This is a genomic window from Streptomyces sp. NPDC002754 (genome assembly GCF_053592315.1).
This window is the reverse complement of the sequence record NZ_JBSFVM010000001.1, coordinates 492,827-514,440: the sequence shown is the minus strand read 5'-3', so window position 1 is coordinate 514,440 and position 21,614 is coordinate 492,827. Positions and strand designations below refer to the sequence as shown.

General features: G+C 69.5%; 21 protein-coding genes and 1 pseudogene. 7 read left to right on the top strand and 15 right to left on the bottom strand.

From position 1 onward, the window contains the following. Positions 1 to 38: 38 nt before the first annotated feature. A complete protein-coding gene (locus ACWD2L_RS02535; protein ID WP_351331292.1) occupies positions 39 to 1,238 on the bottom strand; it encodes a homogentisate 1,2-dioxygenase in 1,200 nt (399 codons plus the stop codon). Between the two features lie 72 nt (positions 1,239 to 1,310). On the opposite strand from ACWD2L_RS02535, the gene ACWD2L_RS02530 reads away from it, so the two are divergent. From ACWD2L_RS02530 to ACWD2L_RS02520, 3 genes are all read left to right on the top strand, one after another. Further along, entirely contained in the window at positions 1,311 to 2,168 is an 858-nt protein-coding gene (locus ACWD2L_RS02530; RefSeq protein WP_351331291.1) for a hypothetical protein, read from the top strand. Between the two features lie 70 nt (positions 2,169 to 2,238). Then, positions 2,239 to 3,447, top strand: coding sequence for a fumarylacetoacetase (gene fahA, locus ACWD2L_RS02525; protein WP_351331290.1), 1,209 nt, complete (start codon positions 2,239 to 2,241; stop codon positions 3,445 to 3,447). A gap of 22 nt (positions 3,448 to 3,469) precedes the next feature. Beyond that, positions 3,470 to 4,159 carry an IclR family transcriptional regulator gene (locus tag ACWD2L_RS02520; protein ID WP_351331289.1) on the top strand — a complete coding sequence of 230 codons (690 nt, stop codon included), beginning with the start codon at positions 3,470 to 3,472 and terminating at the stop codon, positions 4,157 to 4,159. Between the two features lie 68 nt (positions 4,160 to 4,227). Here ACWD2L_RS02520 and ACWD2L_RS02515 read toward each other — a convergent pair whose 3' ends face one another. The 7 genes from ACWD2L_RS02515 to ACWD2L_RS02485 all read right to left on the bottom strand — a co-directional run bounded on the left by ACWD2L_RS02515 (position 4,228) and on the right by ACWD2L_RS02485 (position 11,126). Then, the gene (locus ACWD2L_RS02515) at positions 4,228 to 4,890 is read right to left on the bottom strand and encodes a GntR family transcriptional regulator (RefSeq protein WP_351331288.1); all 663 of its coding nucleotides are present in this window, start codon (positions 4,888 to 4,890) and stop codon (positions 4,228 to 4,230) included. Between the two features lie 80 nt (positions 4,891 to 4,970). Further along, positions 4,971 to 5,696: a maleate cis-trans isomerase family protein gene (locus tag ACWD2L_RS02510; RefSeq protein ID WP_351331287.1), complete on the bottom strand. Its 726-nt coding sequence runs from the start codon at positions 5,694 to 5,696 to the stop codon at positions 4,971 to 4,973. Between the two features lie 20 nt (positions 5,697 to 5,716). Beyond that, positions 5,717 to 6,763, bottom strand: coding sequence for a M29 family metallopeptidase (locus ACWD2L_RS02505; protein WP_351331286.1), 1,047 nt, complete (start codon positions 6,761 to 6,763; stop codon positions 5,717 to 5,719). A gap of 4 nt (positions 6,764 to 6,767) precedes the next feature. Beyond that, the gene (locus tag ACWD2L_RS02500) at positions 6,768 to 7,601 is read right to left on the bottom strand and encodes an alpha/beta fold hydrolase (RefSeq protein WP_351331285.1); all 834 of its coding nucleotides are present in this window, start codon (positions 7,599 to 7,601) and stop codon (positions 6,768 to 6,770) included. Beyond that, positions 7,598 to 8,311, bottom strand: coding sequence for an isochorismatase family protein (locus ACWD2L_RS02495; protein ID WP_351331284.1), 714 nt, complete (start codon positions 8,309 to 8,311; stop codon positions 7,598 to 7,600). Before ACWD2L_RS02495 ends, ACWD2L_RS02500 begins: the two co-directional genes overlap by 4 nt. Then, positions 8,311 to 9,780: an MFS transporter gene (locus ACWD2L_RS02490; protein ID WP_351331283.1), complete on the bottom strand. Its 1,470-nt coding sequence runs from the start codon at positions 9,778 to 9,780 to the stop codon at positions 8,311 to 8,313. Before ACWD2L_RS02490 ends, ACWD2L_RS02495 begins: the two co-directional genes overlap by 1 nt. A gap of 110 nt (positions 9,781 to 9,890) precedes the next feature. Further along, positions 9,891 to 11,126 carry an FAD-dependent monooxygenase gene (locus ACWD2L_RS02485; protein WP_351331282.1) on the bottom strand — a complete coding sequence of 412 codons (1,236 nt, stop codon included), beginning with the start codon at positions 11,124 to 11,126 and terminating at the stop codon, positions 9,891 to 9,893. A gap of 341 nt (positions 11,127 to 11,467) precedes the next feature. On the opposite strand from ACWD2L_RS02485, the gene ACWD2L_RS02480 reads away from it, so the two are divergent. Further along, positions 11,468 to 12,397, top strand: a complete 930-nt coding sequence (locus tag ACWD2L_RS02480) for a GNAT family N-acetyltransferase (protein WP_351331281.1) — start codon at positions 11,468 to 11,470, stop codon at positions 12,395 to 12,397. Between the two features lie 84 nt (positions 12,398 to 12,481). Here ACWD2L_RS02480 and ACWD2L_RS02475 read toward each other — a convergent pair whose 3' ends face one another. From ACWD2L_RS02475 to ACWD2L_RS02465, 3 genes are all read right to left on the bottom strand, one after another. After that, positions 12,482 to 13,612, bottom strand: a complete 1,131-nt coding sequence (locus tag ACWD2L_RS02475) for an FAD-dependent oxidoreductase (RefSeq protein WP_351331280.1) — start codon at positions 13,610 to 13,612, stop codon at positions 12,482 to 12,484. Between the two features lie 5 nt (positions 13,613 to 13,617). Next, entirely contained in the window at positions 13,618 to 15,084 is a 1,467-nt protein-coding gene (locus tag ACWD2L_RS02470; RefSeq protein WP_351331279.1) for a peptide MFS transporter, read from the bottom strand. A 150-nt stretch (positions 15,085 to 15,234) separates the two neighbouring features. After that, positions 15,235 to 15,804, bottom strand: coding sequence for a helix-turn-helix domain-containing protein (locus tag ACWD2L_RS02465; RefSeq protein ID WP_351331278.1), 570 nt, complete (start codon positions 15,802 to 15,804; stop codon positions 15,235 to 15,237). A gap of 160 nt (positions 15,805 to 15,964) precedes the next feature. Here ACWD2L_RS02465 and ACWD2L_RS02460 point away from each other — a divergent pair, with 160 nt between their 5' ends. After that, positions 15,965 to 16,549 (top strand): LysR family transcriptional regulator, encoded by a 585-nt coding sequence (locus ACWD2L_RS02460; protein ID WP_351331277.1) that lies wholly within the window; start codon positions 15,965 to 15,967, stop codon positions 16,547 to 16,549. Between the two features lie 44 nt (positions 16,550 to 16,593). Here ACWD2L_RS02460 and ACWD2L_RS02455 read toward each other — a convergent pair. Further along, a pseudogene (locus ACWD2L_RS02455) lies at positions 16,594 to 17,241 on the bottom strand (DUF3500 domain-containing protein); the annotation flags it as partial. A 145-nt stretch (positions 17,242 to 17,386) separates the two neighbouring features. Here ACWD2L_RS02455 and ACWD2L_RS02450 point away from each other — a divergent pair. Beyond that, positions 17,387 to 17,752 (top strand): CocE/NonD family hydrolase C-terminal non-catalytic domain-containing protein, encoded by a 366-nt coding sequence (locus tag ACWD2L_RS02450; protein ID WP_351331354.1) that lies wholly within the window; start codon positions 17,387 to 17,389, stop codon positions 17,750 to 17,752. 111 nt (positions 17,753 to 17,863) lie between these two features. Here the strand turns inward: ACWD2L_RS02450 and ACWD2L_RS02445 are convergent, their stop codons facing one another. The 3 genes from ACWD2L_RS02445 to ACWD2L_RS02435 form a co-directional block, all read right to left on the bottom strand. Continuing rightward, positions 17,864 to 18,427 (bottom strand): peptidase inhibitor family I36 protein, encoded by a 564-nt coding sequence (locus ACWD2L_RS02445; RefSeq protein WP_351331276.1) that lies wholly within the window; start codon positions 18,425 to 18,427, stop codon positions 17,864 to 17,866. A gap of 258 nt (positions 18,428 to 18,685) precedes the next feature. Further along, complete coding sequence (locus ACWD2L_RS02440) at positions 18,686 to 20,005, bottom strand: amidohydrolase family protein (RefSeq protein WP_351331275.1); 1,320 nt, start codon at positions 20,003 to 20,005, stop codon at positions 18,686 to 18,688. 9 nt (positions 20,006 to 20,014) lie between these two features. Continuing rightward, on the bottom strand, positions 20,015 to 21,007 hold the full coding sequence (locus tag ACWD2L_RS02435) for a CoA transferase (protein WP_351331274.1): 993 nt from the start codon (positions 21,005 to 21,007) through the stop codon (positions 20,015 to 20,017). Positions 21,008 to 21,328: 321 nt separating this feature from the next. On the opposite strand from ACWD2L_RS02435, the gene ACWD2L_RS02430 reads away from it, so the two are divergent. Beyond that, positions 21,329 to 21,613 carry an acyl-CoA-like ligand-binding transcription factor gene (locus ACWD2L_RS02430; RefSeq protein ID WP_351331353.1) on the top strand — a complete coding sequence of 95 codons (285 nt, stop codon included), beginning with the start codon at positions 21,329 to 21,331 and terminating at the stop codon, positions 21,611 to 21,613. The last annotated feature ends 1 nt before the right edge of the window (position 21,614 follow it).

Sequence of the window (21,614 nt, the reverse complement as noted above, 5' to 3'; positions counted from 1 at the left end):
GAAGCGCTGAGCTGGTGGTCGATCGCCCGTCGGGTTGCTCACGCCTGCCGCCCCGCCCAGGCCCAGGCGTACCGCTGGTCGTCGACGGCCCGTCCGCCCTCGCCGAGTTCGAGGGGGCGGAAGGTGTCGACCATGACCGCGGACTCCTCGAAGTACTCGGCTCCGAGGGAGGCCTCGATGGCCGCGGGCTGCGGGCCGTGGGCGTGGCCGCCCGGGTGCAGGGAGAGGGAGCCGATCCCGATGCCGGAGCCCTTGCGGGCCTCGTAGTCGCCGCCGACGTAGAACATGACCTCGTCGCTGTCCACGTTGGAGTGGTAGTACGGCACCGGGACGGCCAGCGGGTGGTAGTCCACCTTGCGCGGCAGGAAGTTGCAGATCACGAAGTTGCCGCCCTCGAAGACCTGGTGCACGGGCGGCGGCTGGTGGATCTTGCCGGTGATCGGCATGTAGTCCTCGATGTTGAACGTGTACGGGTACAGGCACCCGTCCCAGCCCACGACGTCGAACGGGTGCGTGTCGTAGACGAGTCGAGTGCCGACCACTCCGCTCGGGCCGCCGCGGTGCTTGACCAGCACCGCCACGTCGCGTCCCTCTTCGAGATGGGTCCCGGTCGGTCCGTGCAGGTCACGCTCGCAGTAGGGCGCGTGCTCGAGCAGCTGCCCGTACTTCGACAGGTAGCGCTTGGGCGGGGCGATGTGGCTGTTCGCCTCGATCGGGTAGAGGCGGCTCGGCCCGTCCGTGGTGTCGGGGACCCAGCGGTGCGTGGTGGCACGCGGCAGGAGCACGTAGTCGCCCGCACGGTAGGGCAGCACGCCGAACACGGTCTCGACGACGCCCGCGCCCGCCTCGACGTAGACGCACTCGTCGCCGATCGCGTTGCGGTAGAGCGGCGAGGCCGTGCCGGTCACGACGTACGAGATGCGTACGTCGTTGTTGCCGAGCACGAGGCGGCGGCCGGTGACAGCGTCGACGTTCGCGGCCTTGTCCGCGTCGAAGAGGTCGTGCAGCTTGAGATGGCGGGGCTTGAGCGGGTGGTTGGGAGCCGTTGACTGGTCGGTGGGCTCCCAGACCTCACTGGCGACGATCGCCGACGGGACGCCGCGGTGGTAGAGCAGCGACGAGTCGGAGGAGAACCCCTCCTCCCCCATCAGCTCCTCGTAGTAGAGCCTGCCCGTCTCGTCACGGAACTGCGTGTGCCGCTTCTCCGGCACGGTGCCGACTCGACGGTAGTACGCCATAACCCCTCCGCCTTAACCGATAAGCGAACACCGGTGTTCGCATTTCGATGATCCTCAGTTAGGGTGTGGCGCATGTCAATACCCCTCGTCTTCCGACATCTCGTGGACGACGCCGCGGTCTTCCCTCCCGGACTGGCCCCGCTGCCGCGTGCCGTGACCGAGCACGCCGGGCATCTCGCGTCCGCGCACGCCGATCTCGTCGGCCCGCTCGTCGTCGCCGCGGCCGACCTCGACGACCTGGCCCGCCTCGCCGAGCCCGGCCTGTTCCCGGCGGGCCTGCGGGTGAGTGTCGTGGCCGGATGCGCGGCCGTCCCTGCCGTACTTGACACCATCGCCGCGACGGACCGAATCGTTCTCGCCGCCCTGGAACTCAAGCCGGACCCGACGCTTGCCGTGGCCGCGCAGTTCGCCGAGCTGTCCTCGTCTTCCTCGGTGGACTTGCCCGCCACCGTGTACGTCGAGGTACCGCGCCCCGGCCACCGCGAGTGGGAGCAGGTCCTCGCCGCGGTCGCCCGGCACGGCTTCCGGCTGAAGTTCCGTACGGGAGGCACCGAGGCCGCCGCGTTCCCCACCGAGGACGAGGTGGCGGCATGGGTCCACGGGGCGGTCGTCGCGGGGGTTCCCTTCAAGTGCACGGCCGGGCTGCACAACGCGGTCCGGCACACGGGCCGTGACACCGGCTTCGAGCACCACGGCTATCTCAACGTCCTGCTCGCCGCGGCGCGGGCCCGCGCCGGAGCCACGCTGCCCGGCATCCGGGCAGCGCTCGCCGAGCGCGACCCGGACACGGTGGCCCGCGAGGTCGGCGCGCTCCCCGCGTCCGAGGCGGCGGACGCCCGGTCCGCGTTCACCTCGTACGGGTCCTGCAGCGTCCTCGAACCGCTCGACGACCTGGTCGCCCTGCGCCTCCTGGCCCCGACCTCCGCCTGATCCCTCCCGAGCCACCACATGCGAGCCACCATCTCCCGAGCCACCACGGAACTCCGAAAGGGCCCCACACATGACCACCCCACCCACCACCTGGGTCGAGGCCGCGGCCGGCAGCGCGTACGACGTCGACAACCTCCCCTACGCCGTCTTCTCCACCGCGGACTCCGGCCGTCGCGTGGGCGTCCGGATCGGTGACCACGTGCTCGACCTGGGCGCCGCGGCTTCCGCCGTGGGCCACGAGTGGACTGCACTGCTCGACGCCCCCGCGCTCAACCCGCTCATGGACGCCGGCGCCGCGACCTGGGCGGCTGTGCGCTCCTGGACGGTCGAGCTGCTCACGGACACCACGTACCGCGACCGCGTGCGGCTGGTGCCGCTGGCCGACGCCACCCTGCACCTCCCGTTCGAGGTCGGCGACTACGTCGACTACTACGCGTCCGTCGACCACGCCACCAACGTCGGCCGGATCTTCCGCCCCGACGGGGACGCTCTGATGCCCAACTGGCGTCACCTGCCCGTCGGTTACCACGGCCGTTCCGGCTCCATCGTCGTCTCCGGCACCCCGGTGCACCGCCCCTCCGGCCAGCGCAAGGCCCCGGCCGACCCCGCGCCCACGTTCGGCCCGTCGCTGCGCCTGGACATCGAGGCGGAGCTCGGCTTCGTCGTGGGCCGTTCGGTGCCGCTCGGGCAGCGGGTCGCTACCTCGGAGTTCGCCGAGACGGTCTTCGGTGTCACCGGAGTCAACGACTGGTCCTCCCGCGACATCCAGGCCTGGGAGTACGTGCCGCTCGGCCCGAACCTCGGGAAGTCCTTCGCCACCACCATCAGCGCGTGGGTCACGCCGCTGGCCGCGCTCGAGCACGCGCGCGTGGACCTGCCCGGCCAGGAACCGGCCGTTCTTCCGTACCTACGGGAACAGGGCCCCTCGGGCTACGACATCGCTGTGGAGGTCGAGGTCAACGGCACCGTCGTGGCGCACCCTCCGTACTCCTGCATGTACTGGTCGCCCGCGCAGATGCTGGCCCATCTCACCGTCAACGGCGCCTCGTTGCGGGTCGGCGACTTCTACGCCTCGGGCACCATCTCGGGCCCTGAGGAGCACCAGCTCGGCTCGTTCCTCGAACTGTCCTGGGGCGGCAGGAAGACGTGGACCGCGGGCGGCGAGGAGCGCACGTTCCTCGAGGACGGCGACGAGGTCGTCCTGCGCTACTCGGCGCCCGGCGCCCGGGGGCGCATCGGCCTCGGCGAGGTCCGTGGCAAGATCCTCCCCACCGTATAGCTCTCATTCGCAAGGAGGTGCCGTGGCAGTGGCGCACGATTCCGACAGCGGCGGCTCGCAGACCCTCGAACGCGGATTGACCATCCTCGTCGAGCTGAGCCGCCATCCCGAAGGGCTCAACACCAGCCAGGTGGCGGCCGCGACCGGGTTCCACCGCTCCATCGCGCACCGCCTGCTCGTCTCGCTCCAGCGCAAGGGGTTCGCCTCGCGCGACGACGACGGCCGCTACGTCGTGGGCCCGGCCGTTGCCGGGCTGCTCGGTGGCACCGGTCCCAACCTGCGGGCCATAGCCGAACCCGTCCTGCACCGTCTCGCGCGCCAACTCGACGCCACGGCAAGCCTGGTCGAGGTCGTCGGCACGGCCGCCGTCACCACACTCGTAGCCGAGCCGCCGACCGACGGACCGCTGTTCTGGTACCGCCGGGGCAGCCGCGACCCCCTCGACCGCGGCGCCGGCGGCCTCGCCGCCCTCGCCTCCGGTCCCCCGGACCCCTCCGAACCGGACCGCATCCAAGAGATCCGCGAGGCCGGCTACGTCGTCACGCACTGCGAGGTCAACGTCGGCGCACACGGCATCGCGGCCCCGCTGCCCGGCTGGCCGGTCCGCGCGGCGGTCAACATCGTCACGGCCGACCCCTCACTCGCGGACAAGGCGATCCCGCGGGTTCTGGACGCGGCTTCGGCGATCGGGGCGCTGAAGGATCACCTTTGAGCTCCTAGGGCGTGTTTCGAAAGTCCCGTCTGCCTCGCGGGCGGACGACGCTACTTTCGAAACACGCCCTAGGCGAACCCCAGGCCATGAAGTGCCGCCTCCGCGCCGTGTTCGACGTGCATCCCGGCGATCGCGCGGATCGCTGTGACATCGCCCGCGGCCATGTACGCCAGGAGGCGCTGGTGTTCGTCGTCGCTTTGGATGATCCGTTCCTCGATGTGTGCGGCATTGAGGAACCTTTCGCAGCTGTTCCAGAGGATGCGTGCCATCCGCTGAAGCGCGGGTGACTCCTCGATGCTCTCGAAGACGGCGAAGTGGAAGGCCTGGTGCGCCGTCAGGTACTTCTCCCGGTTCTGGTCGGAGTGGATGACGTTGCTCAGAGCGTCGTACCGGGTCGCCATCAGCCGGGCCGTCGCCTCGGGACGCTCGGCGGCGGCCCGTTCGGCGGCGGCCACCTCAACCGTCTTCAGCAACATGAACGAGTCGACGACGTCGAGCCGGACGATGTCCGAGACGAACGCGCCCCGCTGGGGGTAGGTGACGGCGAGGCCCTCGGCATGGAGTTCACGCAGGGCCTCCCGCAGCGGTACCCGGCTCACGTCGAGTTGTTCACTCAGTGCGTCGAGCCGCAGCGGAGTCCCGGGCTTGAGCTCCCCCAGGACGATTCTTCGGCGGAGTGTCTCGGCGACGTAATCCGTGCGGGTCGCCCGCCCACTCGTGCTTCGTGACATGAACCGAACCCTACTCAGCGGCGTTGCCCCGGACGGGGCCGAGCCCGGTGTATCCGGCGGTGTGGTCGTGGGCGGGCACTTCAGTCGGCGAGCAGCGCTCCGGCACCGGGGACACGGGGTTCCAGACCGAGTTCGGTGAGGATGCGGTGGGTGGTGGCGGTGGCCGCGGAAAGCACCGGCAGACCGATCTCGTCCTGCACCGGCTGGATCGACGCCAGTGACGGCATCTGCACGCACGCGGAGAGCACCAGCGCCTCGGCACGGGACAGGTCCAGCCTCCGGTGGTGCTTGCGCAGGTCCGCCGGGTCCAGCCGGGCCACGGCGAGGTTGTCGGGCACCTGCAGCGACAGCGAGTCGACGACCTCGACCCCGGCGTCGGTGAGGTAGGCCACCACGGCCTCGGTCAGCGGCTCCATGTACGGGGTGATGATGGCGACCCGGCGCACGCCGAGGGCGGCGATGCCGGACAGCAGCGCTCCCGCGCTCGACACCACGGGTGCCTGCGAGCCTTCGGCACGCAGGACGTTCGTGATGTCCTCCTCGGCGGTGCAGTGGTACCCGGGGCCCTGGGCCATGATCGCGACGAGGCAGGCGGTGGCGACCACGTCAGGACGGGCGTCGGCCAGCTCCGCCGCGGCCCGCCGGGCCTGCGTGTTCATCGCTCGTAGTTGCTCGGGGGTCACGTGCTGCATCCGGGCCCGGGCGGCGTGGAACGTGAAGCGCTCGCCGGGGATCACGGCTTCACGCGCCGCCAGCATCCGCGGCAGCTCGGTCTCCATCGTCAGGTTCGACGACGGGACGATCATCCCTACACGGTGGTCGCGGCTCATCGGCGGTTCACCGGCCGCATCTCGGGCACGGTCAACTCTCCGGCGTCGACGATGAGTTCGTCGTCGAGATAGAGGCTGTTGCCGCGCATCGGGATGTCGAAGTGGCATGCGGTGTCGTTCGGGCCGCCGAGCTCGTTGTTGGGCCCGATCGAGAACATCACGTTGCCGTAGAAGCTGCGTAGCTCCATGCCCATCCCGCCGCCGAACTGGGTCAGGCCGTGCCAGTGCGCGCGCTCGTCCAGTCCCCAGCCGACATGGGACATTCCGTAGCCGCGCGGGTCGTCGAAGCTCTCGATGTAGGAGCGCAACAGATCCGCGTCCAGGCCGGAGGAGTTGGCGCCGCCGCGGATGTCGCGGATGAAGCCCTTCTCGATGGTGAGTTCCACCGGGGTCTGCACATAACTGTTGAACGGGAGCAGTACGTCCCCGGGGGCGAGCACGATCTTGCCGTCGACTCCGTCGTCGGCCCCGCCGGTGAACACGAAAGCGGCCGGCCAGTGGTCCCACCGGCCCGGGGTGTCGGTGTAGCCGTACTCGGACAGGGTCGGGTAGACGCCCAACTGGTAGGTCACATCGGTGCCGTGCGGGCTGGTGATCCGCATCGAGGTGGCGTCGGCCAGCAGTTCGGCGCCGGACTCGACGCGTTCCCGCAGCTCGGTTGTCGGCATCAGCCGGGCCAGCAGCTCCGGTGGCTCCACCGCGGTGAGGATCCGCGTACCCGCGTCCTGGATCGCGAACTGCTCCGGGGAGAACAGCAGGAACGTGCAGTCCACCACCATGTCGGCGGCCTTGAGCGCGTCCACCGCGAGCGGCACGGTGCCCAGCCCGGAGTCCCCGACCGCCCATGCTCCCGCTGCTCCGGCCGGCGACGGCAGCCGCATGTGGTAGCCCACGGCGCCGAGTTGCTGGATCGCCCACAGGAACGCGTCCGCGTACTCGGCACGCTCGCGGCCCTGGGTCAGCACCACCACCGTCTCGCCCTCGTGCACCCCGGACAGGGTGAGCTGCTGCAGACATATGTCGTTGAACAGGTTCTGGTCCATGCGGTTACTCCTTGCTCTCGCGGTAGGTGAGCAGATGCGGGGTGAGGATGTCGAGGAACTGGTCGAGGTCGTCCCACGGCACCATGTGCCCGGCGCCGGTGACCGGGACGACGGGGATCTCGGGGCGGGCGCGGCGGAGTTCGTCGACGGCGTCCGGCGGGACGACCGGGCTATCGGCTCCGTGGACGAGCAGTACGGTGCCGCGGAGTTCGGTCCAGTACCCGAAGAAGTCCTCCGTCTCGAACCCTTCGTGGGTCTCGACGACGGCGGTCGCGTCGCAGGTGGCGAGGTGTCGGGCGCGCAGCTCCAGCTCGCGGCGCGGCCAGCCGGGGTAGTGCGCGGCGACACCGTCCGCGGTGGTACCTGCCTGGGCTTCCCGGAGCTGGTCCAAGAACGCCTGGCGGGTGGTGGGGTACGGCGGTCGGCCGGGGCCGGAGGTCGGCGGGTCGACCAGGACCAGGGGGCCGTGGTCGTCGGCGGCGTGCCGGACCGCGTAGGCAGCCGCGATCCGGGCGCCCATCGAGTGGCCGACGACCACCGGTGCGCCGAGGTCCAGTGCGTCGACGAGTCCGGCGACGTCGGCGGCGTAGTCGACGAGCCGGTAGCCGCCCGATGCGGCCCGGTCGCTCTGCCCCCGGCCGCGGATGTCCGGTACGACGACGCGGAATCCGCGTGCGGACAGTTGTGTGGCCAGGAAGTCGGCGCAGACCGCCGGGGTGGTGATCCCGGGCAGGATCAGCAGTGCCTGGTGGGCCGGGTCCCCGTAGGTCAGGACGCTGTGACGGAGGCCGTTGGCGGCCACGGTCCGTCGTTGCGCCGGAAGTTCGTCCACGGTCATCTGTGATCACTTTCTCGGTCGGCGGCGGCCAGGTAGGTGAGGGCGTCGTCGAGGTCGACCACGTCCGCGTACTTCTGCTGGATGTCGAACAGGTTCGCCTCGTGCGGCCCTTCGTCCCGGTCGGCGACGGCCGCACGCGGGACCAGTACAGGGAAGCCGAGTTGGACGGCGTCGACGACGCTGGCCCGTACGCATCCGCTGGTGGTCGCGCCCGTCACGACGAGGGTGTCGGCACCGGTGGAGACGAGGTAGGACGCGACGCCGGTGCCGAAGAACGCCGACGCCCCGTGCTTCACGAAGACCGGCTCCTCCGGCCGTCGGCCCAGAGCGGAGTCGATCTCGACGAGCCGGCTGCCGGTGGTGAGAGCCGCCATCCCGGTCGCCTTGTCGAGCCAGGTCAGCGAACGGACTTCGCCGGGACCATAGGCGATGGTGGTGAAGGCGACGGGCAACTCGCTTGCACGGGCCGTGTCCAGGAGTCTCCGGGTCGCCCGTACCGGGCCGGACATGTCGGCGCCGGTCGGGTACCTGACGTCGGTGAACCCGTAGGTGAAGTCCACGACGAGGAGTGCGGGACGCATACCGCGGCGGACGGGCCGGCCAAACCCGGCCCGTTCGTAGGTCGTTTCGGTATCGGTTTCGGTATCGGTTTCGGTTTCGGGTTCGGTTTCGAGTTCGGGTTCGGTCGAGGTGCGGGCTTTCGTTGTCATCACGCCACCTCTGTCGCGGTCGTTGTCGTCGATCGTTCGGACAGCGGGCCGGATCGGCGCACGCCGAAGTAGAGCAGCGCGCTGCCGATGACCAAGAAGCCGTCGAGGTAGATCGCCGCCGACCAGCTGCCGGTGGCGTCCCTGACCACGCCGCTGAACACCGGGCTGGCCAGCGCGCCGACCTCACCGATCAGGTTCCACATGCCGAACGCCGATCCGCGCTCCTCGGGCTTGACGAGATCGGCCGTCAAGGCCTGCGACATCGGCTGCACCGCGTTCAGGAACAGTCCCGTGCAGAACATCAGGACACCCATCACCCAGAGCGAGGGTGCCTCGGTGAACTGCAGATAGACCCCGAAGATCAGGACGAGGGCGCCCTGCACGACCGTCGTCGTGATCAGGTAGTTGCGGCGGCCCATCCGGCGCCGGGACGCCTTGTCCGACAGCCACCCGCCGACCGGGAAGCCGATGATGCCCGCGCCGGCGTTGAACGCAGCGATCAGTCCGGCGGTCGTCAGCGACGAGTGGGCCGCGGACGACACGATGGCCACGGACCAGTAGCCGAACAGCCAGATGCTCCAGAGGATCGCGATCGCCGCGACGTATATCAGCGTGGTGTCCCGGTCCTTCAGGGAGACGGCCGTGCCGATCGACCCCCGCCGCCGCATCACCAGCACGATGCACGCCGCGAGCACGACCTGGAGGGTCGCCGACGCCCACTCCGGGAGCCCCATGCTGTCGCACAGCCAGAACAACGCCATGATCAGCGCACAGAACACGGCCGAGATCAGCATCAGGTTCCGCAGCGGAGGACCGGGGCGGATCGGCCCGGCGAGCCGGCGCATGAACCACCACATGACGACCGAGAACCCCAGGGTCAGCGCCCCGAAGACCAGAAACGGCATCCGCCAGGCGTCGTTCTTGCCGAGCACGTCGACACCGAAGTCCAGCAGCGGTGCCGCGAAGACGTTGGCCACGGTGAGTCCGAAGGCGAGGCCCGTGATGGCCACACCGAGCCCGAGGCTCCGGAACCGCTCCGGGGTATGGGCCACGATCAGCGCCCGGTCGTTCGAGTAGAACGCGCCCTCACCGAGACCGGTGATCACTCTGAGCGCGACGAACGTGATCAGACCGGTGATCAGCCCGCTGGCGATCGTGGCCAAGCCGGCCCAGATGAAGCAGACCGAGAGCAGCGTCGCGTGCCCGTACCGGTCGCCCAGGCGCCCGCTGGGCAGCTGGGTCAGCATGTATCCGGCAAAAAACAGGCTGCCGATGAGTCCGCCGAGCGCGTGCGGATTCTGGGCGGCGCCCATGAAGTCGATGTCGTTGTCGATCATCCACGTCACGACCGGGCCGGTGAGGGCCCGGTCCGCGTACGCGAACAGCCATCCCCCGAAGAGAACGAACCACAGCGTTCTGTACGAAGGCGTCCGTCGGGTTTTCGGTGCCGTACTTTCGTTCTGTGTCATTGCAGCCTCGCATCGGTTCGGGGCGCTCCTCCCGGGCGGCTCCACCTGCTGCCCGCCGGATCGCCGTGGCGAAGGTTTGCTGCTTCGGTTCCTGTGGTGTGCGCGCCGGTTCAGGCGACGGCGTCCGTGCTCCGGCTCGTCCCTGCGTAGATCAGATCGATGGCGCCGGCCGGTTCGCCGGAAGCGTCGTTCCACCGGCGGTCCCTGGCGGCCTGGTCCGGGCCTTCGGGCAGGTGGTAGACGTCGCGGCTGGCCTGCGCCTCGTGCTGCACTCGGTGTGCGTCGGGGGCCCGGCGCCGGGCGTACCGCACCAGTGCCTGCGCCGTCGTCCCGTCCGGCGCGGCGCCGACCTCCTCGGCCAGGACGACGGCGTCCTCGATGGCCTGGGAAGCCCCCTGCGATACGTACGGCAGCATGGCGTGGCACGCGTCGCCGACGAGCGCCACGTTGCCGCGGGTCCACATGGTGTGCGGGTCCTGTCGCTGGAGGGTCCAGAGGCTGACGTCGCCGAGCGCGGGCGTGCCGAGGAGCGTGGTCAGGCGGTCGTCCCAGCCCCGGTAGGCGTCGACCATCTCGGCCGTGGAGCTGGGCCGCCGACCCGCCGACGCGACCTCGGCGTCCTCGGGGACAACTCCGACGATGTTGATGGCGTCACCGTGTCGGATCGGGTAGGCCACCAGGTGTTTGTCATCGCCGAACCAGAAGTGGGCGGCCTGCTGCTCGGTGAGGAACCGGAGTTCGTCGGCCTTGCGAACGCCGCTTCCGTCGATGAGGGCGCGGAAGCACATGTCCCCGGAGTTGACGACTGGGATCGTGCAGCCAATCGCCTTGCGGGCAAGGGAGTTGACGCCGTCGGCGCCGACCAGGAGGTCGCCCTGGAATCGTGTGCCCGTGGTGGTGACGGCAATCGGGGCCGTGCCGTCGATGTCCTCGATGGAGGAGACCTGCGCTGCGGTCACCACCTCTGCTGGAGTGCCCTCGCCGCTCGGGGTGACCACTGCTCGGAGCAGCAGGTCCAGGAGATCGGCGCGGTGGACCTGGAGATAGGGCGCGCCGTAACGCCGCTCGGCGGACGCGCCCAGCCTGGTCCGGTTGAGGACACCGCCGTCCCGGCGGCGCCGGACGATCTCCTGGGTGACCGGTGACAGCGCACGGAGCTCGTGCTCCAGCCCCAGGTCGAAGAGAGCCCGGACCGCGTTCGGCCCGAGTTGGAGCCCGGTTCCGATCTCCTTGATTTCCGGCGCCTGTTCGATCAGGGTCACCGCCAGGCCGGCCTTCCGAAGCGCCAGTGCGGCGGTGGTCCCGCCGATCCCTCCGCCGCAGACGATTGCCGTGAGTTGCCGCATGCACCCTCTCCTTCGCCGTTGCTTCCAGAGGTGCCGAGCCGCATGCCGCATCAGGCCACCGGCCGCAGGGTGTGCCCCGACCGCGACCGGCTCCCGTAGCGACCTGCTCGCGCTTGACGCCGGCGCCAACGTAGGAGATCTGTATATGATCCGTCAACGGTGACGACGCGTCGACCACGGAAACATTGACAAGAACCCCAGCGAACAACTCACCGCTCTCGCCAATTTAATTAAATCAACACGCCCCCGTCCGCACCGAGGCGCTCATGACACTGCCCGGTACGCCGCAATACCCGGCGGGACCAGTGGTGGGTGCGCGGGTTCATCCGGGACCATGAACCATGCTTCCGGATGACTGGCAACTCACCGAAGACGTCGACGAGTTCCTCGCCCAAGCAGGAGGTTTCCTGCGCTCACAGCCCGCCCTGCACAACACACCGTTGACGGACATCGAGAAAATACGGACACGTGGGGTTGGCTCGCATGGTGTCGAAGCCACCGTTTTCGGGCGGCTGGAGGAAGGAGGCGAGGTTCGCGCCATCTTCTATCGCACACCGCGCGGACACCTGTGGGTCACCCCGTTGTCTGCCGAGCAGAGTGGGGCTCTCGCGTCTCACCTGACCGGGCTCGGCCATTCCCCATCCGGTGTCCTCGCGAACCACGACACCGCCACAGCCTTCGCGGATGCATGGCAACGGCATACAGGCGCGGCGCCAACTCCCTTCTGGCGGACGCATCTGTACCGTCTCGGCACGCTCACCCCACTGCAACCGCGCCCAGAGGGCCAGGGTCGTGTCACGAGCTCTGAGGATCACGAGCAAGTCGTGCGCTGGTGCCGCGAGTTCTGCGTCGTTGTCGGGGAGCAGCCCTCCATCGACTTGATTGACGCCGGTTCCTGGGCCGACTCGCGCTTCGGCGACAGGCACTTCACGTTCTGGGAGACCCCGGACGGCACTCCCGTCTCGATGGCGGCCGCGACCTCGATCGTCGGCGGCATGGTCCGAGTGGACCCCGTCTACACTCCGGCTCACCTCCGGGGCCGCGGCTACGCGGGCGCCGTGACGCTCGAGGTGAGCAGGGCCGCGCTGGCCGCAGGCGCGACGGACGTCGTCCTGTTCACGGATCCCGCCAACCCGACCAGCAACGCCCTCTACCAGCGCATCGGATACGTCCACCTCGCCGACTTCACCGGATACAAGTTCTCCTTCGGCACCCCGGACGCCGGTCAGGAACACGACCGACGCGCGACGCACGTGCCGTCAGAGGGCTGATCCACAGCCCCCGCTCTACCGGTTCCTGCCACGTACCGCCAAGTTCAACGGACTACCGGTACGTGACAGGAACCGGACTCGACCTCACCGGGACGGATGTTCCGCATCGAGGATGAACGCCATGCTGTCACTCTTCGGCGGCAGGCCGAGTGCCGCCATCGCCGCGGCCTCGCCGAAGACCGGTGCGTTCTTGAAGCCCTTGCCGGAGAACCCGGCGCAGACGAAGACCGAGGGCATGCCCGGGTGTTCGCGCAGGAACTCGACGCGTGAGTGTGTGTAGGCCTCGAAGTACGGCTGGGCGCGCATCGGGTAGTCGTCGAGAGCCGGGAAGAGGTCCCGTGCCACCGCGCGGATGGGCTCGAGGTCCTCGTCGGTGATGCGCAGGGGCGCGGTGTCCGGGGACTCGACGGGCAGGTGGTCGCGGAATCCGACGCCGAGCTTCATGGCCAGGCCGTCCGCGGTCGGCAGCCCGTACGAGTAGTCGGGCTCCGTTCGCAGGTAGGGGAGCATGCCGTCGAGCGTGCTGCCGGCCTTGGGCAGGTACCACGACGAGATGAGGCGGCGCGTCGCGAGGTACGGTGCGATGTCCGGTAGGAGGGTGGCGGTCCACGCGCCTGCCGCGACGACGACGCGGTCGTAGCGTTCCGTGCCGTTGTCGGCCACGATGTCGACCTGGCTGCCTACCTGGTTGATGGCCGTGACACGGCATTCGCGCAGGATGCGGGCGCCGCGTGCGAGGGCCGCGTCCGCGGCGGTGCGTACGGTGCGTTCCGGGAAGATGATACCGGCCCCCTTGTCGAGGATCGCCAACTCGTCTTCGTGCAAACGGTATTGGGGGAAACGCAGCCGCGCCTCCTCGCGGCCGAGCACCTCGGCCCGGTTGCCGAGCAGGGCCGCACTCTCCAGCGCGGTGTGCGTCGCAGGACTGGCAGTGCTGCCGATGGCGAGGGCGCCGGTCAGGTTGCGCAGCGTGCGCCCGGATTCCGCTTCGAGTTCGCGCCAGATGAGGTCCGACCTGTCGGTGACGGGCAGGTACTCCGGATTCTCTACGTCGATGTGGCGGAACAGCCTGGTTTCGCCGCCGGCGGCTCCACGTGAGTGTCCCGGGCTGAAGAGTTCGTAGCCGGTCACGTCGGCGCCGTGCTTGGCGAGTTGCCAGAGCGCCTGCGCCCCGATGGTTCCCGTTCCGATCACGGCGATGCGAGGAGTGGGCATGGGGATCAGGCCTCGATTCCGGCGTACAGGCCACGGTGGACGGGCCTGCGGAACGCGTACAGGGACAGGCCCGCGGCGACTGCCACGAGCGCGAGGGTCAGGAAGTAGGTGTTGTTCGAGACGGCGGTGAAGAACTGCCCCAACAGGCCCGAGAGGGAGGAACCGAGGGCCAGTGTGAGGAAGTTGATGGCGACCATCTGCGCGGTGAAGGCCTTCGGCGCGATCTGCGTGGCCAGGGAGAGGCCGATGGGGCCGACGAAGATCTCGGAGCTGCCCATGATGAACATGAACACGACGATGTAGGCGAACGGGATCGTGCCGCCGTCGAACAGCGCGGAGATCACCAGAATGAACGTGAAGCCCAGGCCGATCAGCACGAGGCCCATGGCGAACTTGGTGCCGGCCTTCGGCTGACGTGCCCCCATCCTCTTCCAGACGGCGGCGCCGACCGGAAGCATGGCCACACCGGACGCGGACGAGATCATCGTGATCCAGCCGACGGGGAACGACCAGTCACCCATGCTGAGGTCCACGCGGCTCTTGACCAGGAGGGAGATCGCGGTGAACTTCGCGAAGAGCAGCCCGAAGTACAGGGATGCGCCGAGAAACAGGGGTATGTAGGAGCGCACCCGGCGCCGCTCGATCGCGGACACGTTTCCCGAGCGCAGGATGAGCGCGAAGTAGACGGCGGCGGTGAGAAGGGTTCCCACCGTGACGATCATGGAGAGCCGCTCGGCCTTGAGCAGGCCGAACAGAGCCGCAAGCGCGATGACCACGAGTGCGGCGACGGCGATGCCGAGGGCCTTGCGCCGTGCCGCCGCGGGCAGCGGGTTGACGACCTGGGAGGCACGAGGCGGCAGGAACCGTGCCGACCGTACGTACTGGACGAGCGCGATGATCATGCCGACCGCGGCGAGCCCGAACCCGACGTGGAATCCCCACTGGTTCTGGGCGAAACCCGTGGTCAACGGGCCGAGGACGGCACCCGTGTTGATCGCCATGTAGAAGTACGAGAAGCCGGCGTCCTTCTTCGCGGCACTCTCGCTCGCGAGGATGAAGCCCACGATGGAGGTGATGTTGGTCTTCAACGCGCCCGTGCCGAGGACGATCAGGACGAGACCCGTACCGAGCCCGAGCAGTCCCGGCGCGACAGCGAGCACGATGTGGCCCAGGGCGATGACGATGCCGCCGCCGAGGACGAGCACATGGGGGCTGACCAGGCGCTCCCCGGCCCAGGCGCCGAGCAGTTGGGCCAGGTAGACGGCGCCACCGTAGGCCCCCGTGATGCCGACCGCCGCGGCGGCGGGAAGGGCGAGTCCGCCTTCGCTCAGCGCGTCGAGGAGGTAGAACGCGAGGATGCTCTGCAGGCCGTAGAACGAGAAGCGTTCCCAGAGTTCGGCGAACGCCATTCCTCCGACACCGCGGAGTTCGGACCTCGCGTTCTGGGCGCGCTGCGGGGACGTGACGGACAAAACGACTCCCAGGGTGTCTCGTCGGGTGATCGCGGGGTGTTGCCGAGCGCTACGTCGCCGTGCTGTGCCGGTGCCGGAGCGGGAGGCGGCTCCTGGGCGACGCCGGAGCGGAATTCGGAGCGGTGTTCGGCGCGGTATGAGGCGTGCCGGTCAGTACGTGGGGGGCGCCATGGCCCACATGACCTTGGCGGGGTGTGTGCCCGTGCGTTCCATGACCTTGTGCGGCTGGCCACTGTTGTAGCTCACCGAATCGAGCGGGCCGAGGGCGTGGGTGGCGGTGCCGACCTGTAATTCGACCTGGCCTTCCAGCACCACGAGGAGTTCTTCGGAGGCGCCGTGCGTGTACTGGTGCGTACCGGTGTCGCCGCCGGGCTCGAAGGTGCCGAGGAGCACTTCGAGGTGGTCGAAGTGCGCCGGGGTCAGCTTGAACTTGGACGCCCTGTTGCCGAACTGACGACTGGTGGCGTCCGCGAAACGCAGCACCGGGCGGGTCGGCGTGCCACTGGACGCGAAGAGGTCCCCGACGTTGAGCTTCAGCACACCGCAGATCTTCTGCAACGTACTGACGCTTCCGTTGGCACGCCCGCGCTCGAGCTGTGACAGGTAGCCAACGGTGATGCCGGTGGCCTCGGAGACCTGCTGCAGCGTCAGTTGAAGGGCTTTGCGACGACGCCGCAGGCGGTCCCCGAGCGTGACATCGGACTCTTCAGTCTCGGACATGGCGGCGACGCTACACGAGACTTCGACTCCTGTCTCAAAAATTTTTACTACGAGTACAACCCAGATCTTCCTCAAGCCCGGCGGCGTGCCAGCCGGTCCTGTAGGTAACCTGTGCTGTCATCAACGTTGATCACACCAGGGCCGTCAAGCGGGAGGCGGTGTGGAGGTCCGCGAGGCTCAGGCGTTTCTGGCCGTCGCCGAAGAGCTCAACTTCGGGCGCGCCGCCGAACGCCTCCACATGGCGCAGCCTCCCCTGAGCCGGCTCATACGCCACATCGAATCCGATCTCGGCGCTCTGCTCTTCGTCCGCAACACACGTCATGTCTCCCTCACCCCGCAGGGCGAGGCGGTGGTCGACTCCGCCCGTGAACTGGTGATGCTTTCCCAGCGGATCAAGGAGATCGTCCGGCGGTCGCAGGAGGGCGAACTCGGCCGCGTCCGGATCGGGTTCGGCGAGGCAACCGTCAACTCCATCGTGGGTCAGCTCGCACACCACATCAAGGACAAGCGACCCGGCATCGGCCTCGACCTGCTCGGCTCGCACTTCTCCCTCGCCGGCATGGAGAAGCTCCTCAAGGGACACCTCGACCTCCTCGTCGGGCGGCAGGATTTCCTGCCGGACGAGGTCGATTCGCGGGGCGTCGCCCAGGAACGCCTGCTCATCGCCCTGCCCGACAGCCACCGTCTGGCACAGCGGGACGTCCTCACCCTGCCGGACGAGGCGACCCGCGACGCGGCGAAGTGACATGCGGGACTCGGCGTGGCCAACCACCCCGTGCGTCGGTGACGTCAGTGGTCGAGGGCCAGGTGCCGAGCGAGGAGGTCCTTGCCGTAGTCGTTGCCGTTGGGGGTGCGGATGATGGCGTGGATGTGCAGTTGGGTCATCCCGGCCTCCCAACCGGCCGCCTTCCCAATGGGTCCCAGGTCCTGGGAGTCCAGCTCGATGAGGACTACGGGGCTGTGGACGCGGTAGTACATCGGAACGTCAGCAGCGGTGTCCCCGTGCCACGAGAAGTGGGTCTCGTCCCTGTACTTCTTGACCTCGGCCATCTTGATTATCGCGTGGTCCTCGCCGACGTTCCCGACGAACAGCTCGACGATCCTCCACAGCTTCGCCAGCTGCGCGCGGTCCAGTTCTCTGCCCTTGATGCCCTCGTACGGCATGACCGCGTTGTCCGAGTAGGCGCCGGAGGTCAGGTCCCTGTCATTGGTGGCGCTCGTGGTGACCGCGACCGACCGCTGGTCCGCACTCAGAGAGCGCACGAGTGCGTAGCCGGCGGCAAGCTCGTCCTGGAAGCTCTTCGTGCCCTCGTACTCGCTGTCGATACCGTAGTCGGCGACGGCGGGCTCGGACCCCGTGAAGGTTGGTGTCATGACGACCTGGTCGCCGAGGACGAAGTAGTTGATCACCAGGTGGTGCCCTTCGAACTGCCAGCCCCACGGCTCCCTGGGTCCTTGACCACTGTGCCGTCCGTGGTCACACCCACGAACTCATCGGTGACACCCGGGCCTCCGGCCCCACCACCCGGCTGCCCCGAGGGGGCATCCGACGCCCCGGCCGACGACGCCCCCGACGCCTGTCCTGCGAACATCGTGGAGAACGCGGCTGGTTCACAGGTCACGCGAACAGACCCTGTTCCGGCAGAGGCCGCCGGAAGGATCGAGCGAGGTGGCGGAGCGCGGTGCTTCGCACGTCCCCGCCCACACCTTCGACCGGATCGAGAAGCTCTCCCCCGGCGAGGTCGTCGACGTCGAGATCGACCTGCTGCCGGTCGGGCTCACCTTCCACCCGGGCGAACAGCTCCGCTTCATCGTCAGCGGCCGCTCACCGCTCGGCACGATGATGCCCGGCAACCGCGAGTACACCCCGGCCAACAGCGGCCGACACATCATCCACGGCGGCGGCGACCACGCGTCGTACCTGCAACTGCCGGTCAAGCACGCGTAAGCCGTGTGTCGGTCCGCTCCCCCCACAGACCGGGCGGACCGACACACGGCTCGGTGACCTGGTCGCAGCGCCTGCCGAACGCGCGGGCCACCGCCAACCATGCACGGCTCGTCAGCAGACCCGTACGCCGTCGATCATGTTGTTGTACGGCGTACCCTGCAGGTCCGGGATGTTGTGCGGCGCCGTGCTGCCGAACTTGAGGGACCAGTGCCCCTCCCAGTTGTAGAACTTCGCCCGGGTGCCGCTGGACTGACGGTTCTTCAGCGAGGTCAGCCGGTCGTTGAAGCCGTAGTCACTCAAATCGCGGAACGCGCACCTGTAGAACGTGAGCTTCTTGTGGTCGTACTTGTCACCCGCCCACAGGCACAGGCGCCCGCTCGAGCAGCCGCTGCCCAGCGCGGACCCGGGTGCGGTGAAGGTGATCGTTGTGCCGTCGTTCGCGCGGATCTCATCGAAGCTCACCTGCTGGGCGGGGACCTTCATTCCCGCCCGGTGTGCGTCGATTCGATCCTGAAGCTGCGCGGCCTGCCCTTCGGAGAGTCCGGCCGCACGTGCTTGCGCGGTGCGCACCGTATCGGCGGTGGGCGCGGGCTGCGCGGTGACAGTCCCGGCGGCGAGGCCCGCGGTGAGCAGTGCGGCGCCGGTCAGGCTGAGAACGGTTCGGATGGGTCGCATGGTTCTCCTCGTTTCCCTCGTGGTGTGCCGCTGCTTCGCCGGGGGCGGCACATGCCCCATCGCCGCACTGGTCGGCGGGCTTTGCCTTCGACCGTGGCCCTGGCGGCCGGTCGGGTCGTGATCGCGATGTGAGCATGCCGCCGACGGCCCCGCGGGCTCCACGCCTTTCGGCCCAGCCCGAAAGAGGCCCGCGAACTCCTGATTACGTCACTACGACTCGGCGCGCATCCAAGGCCGAACGAACATGAGGCCTCGGTGTCAGACGGCCCGGCCTGCCACGAACGCGGTCCGTACGCAGTCGGCGGTGAGCGTGTCGAGCGCCTCGCGCAGCGGTACGTGGAGCAGGCACAGGTCGGCGGGTGTGCCCGGCGCGACGGTCCGCGGCGGGCCGCCCGGATCGAGGGCGTCCCCCTGGAACAGGCCGAGCGCGGCGCGCGGCGGCACAGCGTCGGGACCGGCCCGCCCGGCGGCCGCCCGCATCACCGCCCAGGGGTCCGCGGTCCCGTACGGGGCGTCGGTGCCGGCGGCGACGGGGATGCCGGCGGCGGCCAGCGTCCCGCAGCGGTAGAGGTGGGGCCGGTCGTCGGCGTCGACATCGCTCGCGTACGCGGCCGCCCGCTCGACCGGGAAGTGCGGCTGCGTGACCACGGTGGTGCCGAGCCGCCGCAGCCACTCCAGGGCCTCTGCGGGAATCACGGCGCCGTGTTCGACGCGGTCCCCGGACACACCACCCGCCTCGTCGAGGGCGAGCAGCGTGACGAAGAGCTGCACACGCGTGACGCAATGGACTGCGACGGGGCGGGGCCTGGCCCGCGCGATCCGCTCCGCGAGCTGTGCGGGCGCGGGCAGCGTGAGGTCGTCCAGGCGGATCTTCAGGGGCGCCGTCCTGTCGAGGCTCATGACGGTGAGCCGCTGCGGCAGATCCCGCAGCAGCGCGGGCAGACCGGGGGCCGGGTACGGGTCGGCGTTGGTGAAACCGGTGACTCCTCGGTCGGCGGCGCGGCGGCCGACTCCCCTCAGATCGACGGGAGTTGGAGGCAGCACTGCGCGCAGACGTTCGTCGGTGCGCCAGAACCGCCCGTCGCCGTTCCCATTCCCGCCCCCGTCCCCGTTCCCGTCCCCGTTCCCGTCCCCGTCCCCGTCGTCGTCAAGGCCCGCGGCGCGCAGGGCGGCACCGTTCCACACCCACAGCTCGCCACTGCGGTGCTGCACCCGCACCGGCCGGTCGGACACCAGCCGGTCGAGCGCCGCACGGTCCAGCTCGCCGGCGACGCTCTCGTGGTAACCGACGGCTCTCACCCACTCCCCCGGGGCCCCGCCCCGCAACGCCTTCGCGAGTCCCGCGGGCCCGGCCACGTCCGCCGGCCCGACCCGGATCGAGGCCGGTTCGGCGGCGAGCGCGGCGAGATGGATGTGATGGTCGTGCAGCCCGGGGAGCAGGGCTCCGCCCCGTCCATCGACGACCGGGCACCCACCAGCGTCTCCGCCGAGGCGCGTCCCCAGCTCGACGATCCGCCCGCCCCGCACGCGTACGTCGACCCGGCCGCACCCCTCCACCTCGACGTCCCTGATCAGCACAGAACCCCCTCACCAAGACGTGGGCAGCCGTGCACCGTCGGCCAGCTCCGCCGCACACGCCGCCATCGCCACGCACACGAGGTGTCCGCCCCCGTCCGCGAGGGACTGCGCCGCCGCACGGGCCGCGTGGATCCCGGTGACGGGGTCCGCGAGGGCATCGCCGAGGAACGCCGGGCCCGAGCCATCGGCCAGGCGCGCCACGAGACCGCCCGCCACCGCCGCGTCGTCGCCGAAGGCGATCCGGTCGTCCTCGCGTCCGTATCCGGTGATGCTCACCCACGTCCGGCCGGTTCGGGCCGCGAGGAACCGTTCCGCGTCGAGCCCGAGGCGGCGCAGGGCGCGCGGCCGTGACGCCTCGATCACCACGTCGGCATCGGCCACGACCGCGCACAGGGCGGCACGGTCGGCGAAGTCGAGGACCACACTGCGGTGGCCGTCATGCAGGTGCCGGTAGAAGTCGGGCTGGCCGCGGCGCGCACCGTCGGACCGCGTCACGCTCTCCACCTTCAGTACGTCGGCGCCCGCGCGGCCGAGCAGGCGCGCACACAACGGCCCTGCCCACAGCGCGGAGAAGTCCACGACGCGCACACCACGGGGTGTCCGTGCCGGACCCGCACCCCCGACGCGCTCACGCAACACAGGCGCGCGACGTCCTCGCTCGGAACCGAGGAACGACGCGGCCACGCCGAGTAGTTGGGCGCCGCGGACGACGTCCGCCGCCGGTCGCGCGGCCACCGCCTCTGCCAGCTCTCCCCCGCGGAGTTCTCCCGTTCCCGAATCCCCGTCCCCGCCCAGCATGTTGACCAGTGCGGGCAGCACCGCGTGATCGTCGGGCCTGGCCACGTTGACCGCAACCCAGCCGTCGTCGGACCGGAGCAGTCGGCAGGAACCACCCGCCGAGATACGGCCCGCGGGGGCGAAGCCCGCGAGCCGGGCCCGCAGGAACAGTTCCGTGTCCAGGTCGACTCGAACACCGGTGAGCGCGGCGAAGTCCTCACCCACGGCGGCGAGCGGCCTCAACCAACCATCCGGGAGCGGCGGCGTCCCGGCGCCTTCGCGGCCGCCCGCAGGAGCGCTGTTGTCCAATGTCGCAGGCCCCCCTCTCGTATCGATCGACAAATTACACTCGCGCCGACACGCACGGGAATGGGGCGAGCTCGGCGTCGCGGCGCCGAGCAACTACCTCCATTTCACGGGAAAGGCCGAGCTGGTACGGGCGAAGAAGCCGGCCGATTCGGTCCACCACCACGTTCCTGACCACGCGACAGCGGCTACCGCCACCACGACAGTGCGAGCGGGGGTGGGGACGCCGACCCCAGCACACTGCGCATCGTCCTGCACCTCATGCGGCTCACCCGTACAGAACCGGGGCTCCAGTCCGTATGGAAGCGCCAGAGCTTCGACGCGCTGCCGTTGGTGGCAAACGCTCTCGCGGCCCGCGCGGGGAAGACGGAAGCCGACATGGAGACACGTGTGCAGGCGGGCATGCTGCTGTCCGCACTGCATCTGGCGCTGCGGTGGTACGCGTGGCGAGAGCCGGGCGAGAGCGGACCCGAGCCCGACGAGATGCTGCGCAAAGCGGCACGCTCCGTCGGGGAACGCAGGTAGA

What these genes read in the sequence shown, in the direction of transcription:
- ACWD2L_RS02475 (WP_351331280.1), bottom strand. Translation starts at nt 13,612, where the DNA reads ATGCCCACTCCTCGCATCGCCGTGATCGGAACGGGAACCATCGGGGCG.
- ACWD2L_RS02505 (WP_351331286.1), bottom strand. Translation starts at nt 6,763, where the DNA reads ATGGACCAGAACCTGTTCAACGACATATGTCTGCAGCAGCTCACCCTG.
- ACWD2L_RS02530 (WP_351331291.1), top strand. Translation starts at nt 1,311, where the DNA reads ATGTCAATACCCCTCGTCTTCCGACATCTCGTGGACGACGCCGCGGTC.
- ACWD2L_RS02445 (WP_351331276.1), bottom strand. Translation starts at nt 18,427, where the DNA reads ATGCGACCCATCCGAACCGTTCTCAGCCTGACCGGCGCCGCACTGCTC.
- ACWD2L_RS02465 (WP_351331278.1), bottom strand. Translation starts at nt 15,804, where the DNA reads ATGTCCGAGACTGAAGAGTCCGATGTCACGCTCGGGGACCGCCTGCGG.
- ACWD2L_RS02515 (WP_351331288.1), bottom strand. Translation starts at nt 4,890, where the DNA reads ATGTCACGAAGCACGAGTGGGCGGGCGACCCGCACGGATTACGTCGCC.
- fahA (WP_351331290.1), top strand. Translation starts at nt 2,239, where the DNA reads ATGACCACCCCACCCACCACCTGGGTCGAGGCCGCGGCCGGCAGCGCG.
- ACWD2L_RS02535 (WP_351331292.1), bottom strand. Translation starts at nt 1,238, where the DNA reads ATGGCGTACTACCGTCGAGTCGGCACCGTGCCGGAGAAGCGGCACACG.
- ACWD2L_RS02510 (WP_351331287.1), bottom strand. Translation starts at nt 5,696, where the DNA reads ATGATCGTCCCGTCGTCGAACCTGACGATGGAGACCGAGCTGCCGCGG.
- ACWD2L_RS02490 (WP_351331283.1), bottom strand. Translation starts at nt 9,780, where the DNA reads ATGACACAGAACGAAAGTACGGCACCGAAAACCCGACGGACGCCTTCG.
- ACWD2L_RS02480 (WP_351331281.1), top strand. Translation starts at nt 11,468, where the DNA reads ATGCTTCCGGATGACTGGCAACTCACCGAAGACGTCGACGAGTTCCTC.
- ACWD2L_RS02500 (WP_351331285.1), bottom strand. Translation starts at nt 7,601, where the DNA reads ATGACCGTGGACGAACTTCCGGCGCAACGACGGACCGTGGCCGCCAAC.
- ACWD2L_RS02485 (WP_351331282.1), bottom strand. Translation starts at nt 11,126, where the DNA reads ATGCGGCAACTCACGGCAATCGTCTGCGGCGGAGGGATCGGCGGGACC.
- ACWD2L_RS02495 (WP_351331284.1), bottom strand. Translation starts at nt 8,311, where the DNA reads ATGACAACGAAAGCCCGCACCTCGACCGAACCCGAACTCGAAACCGAA.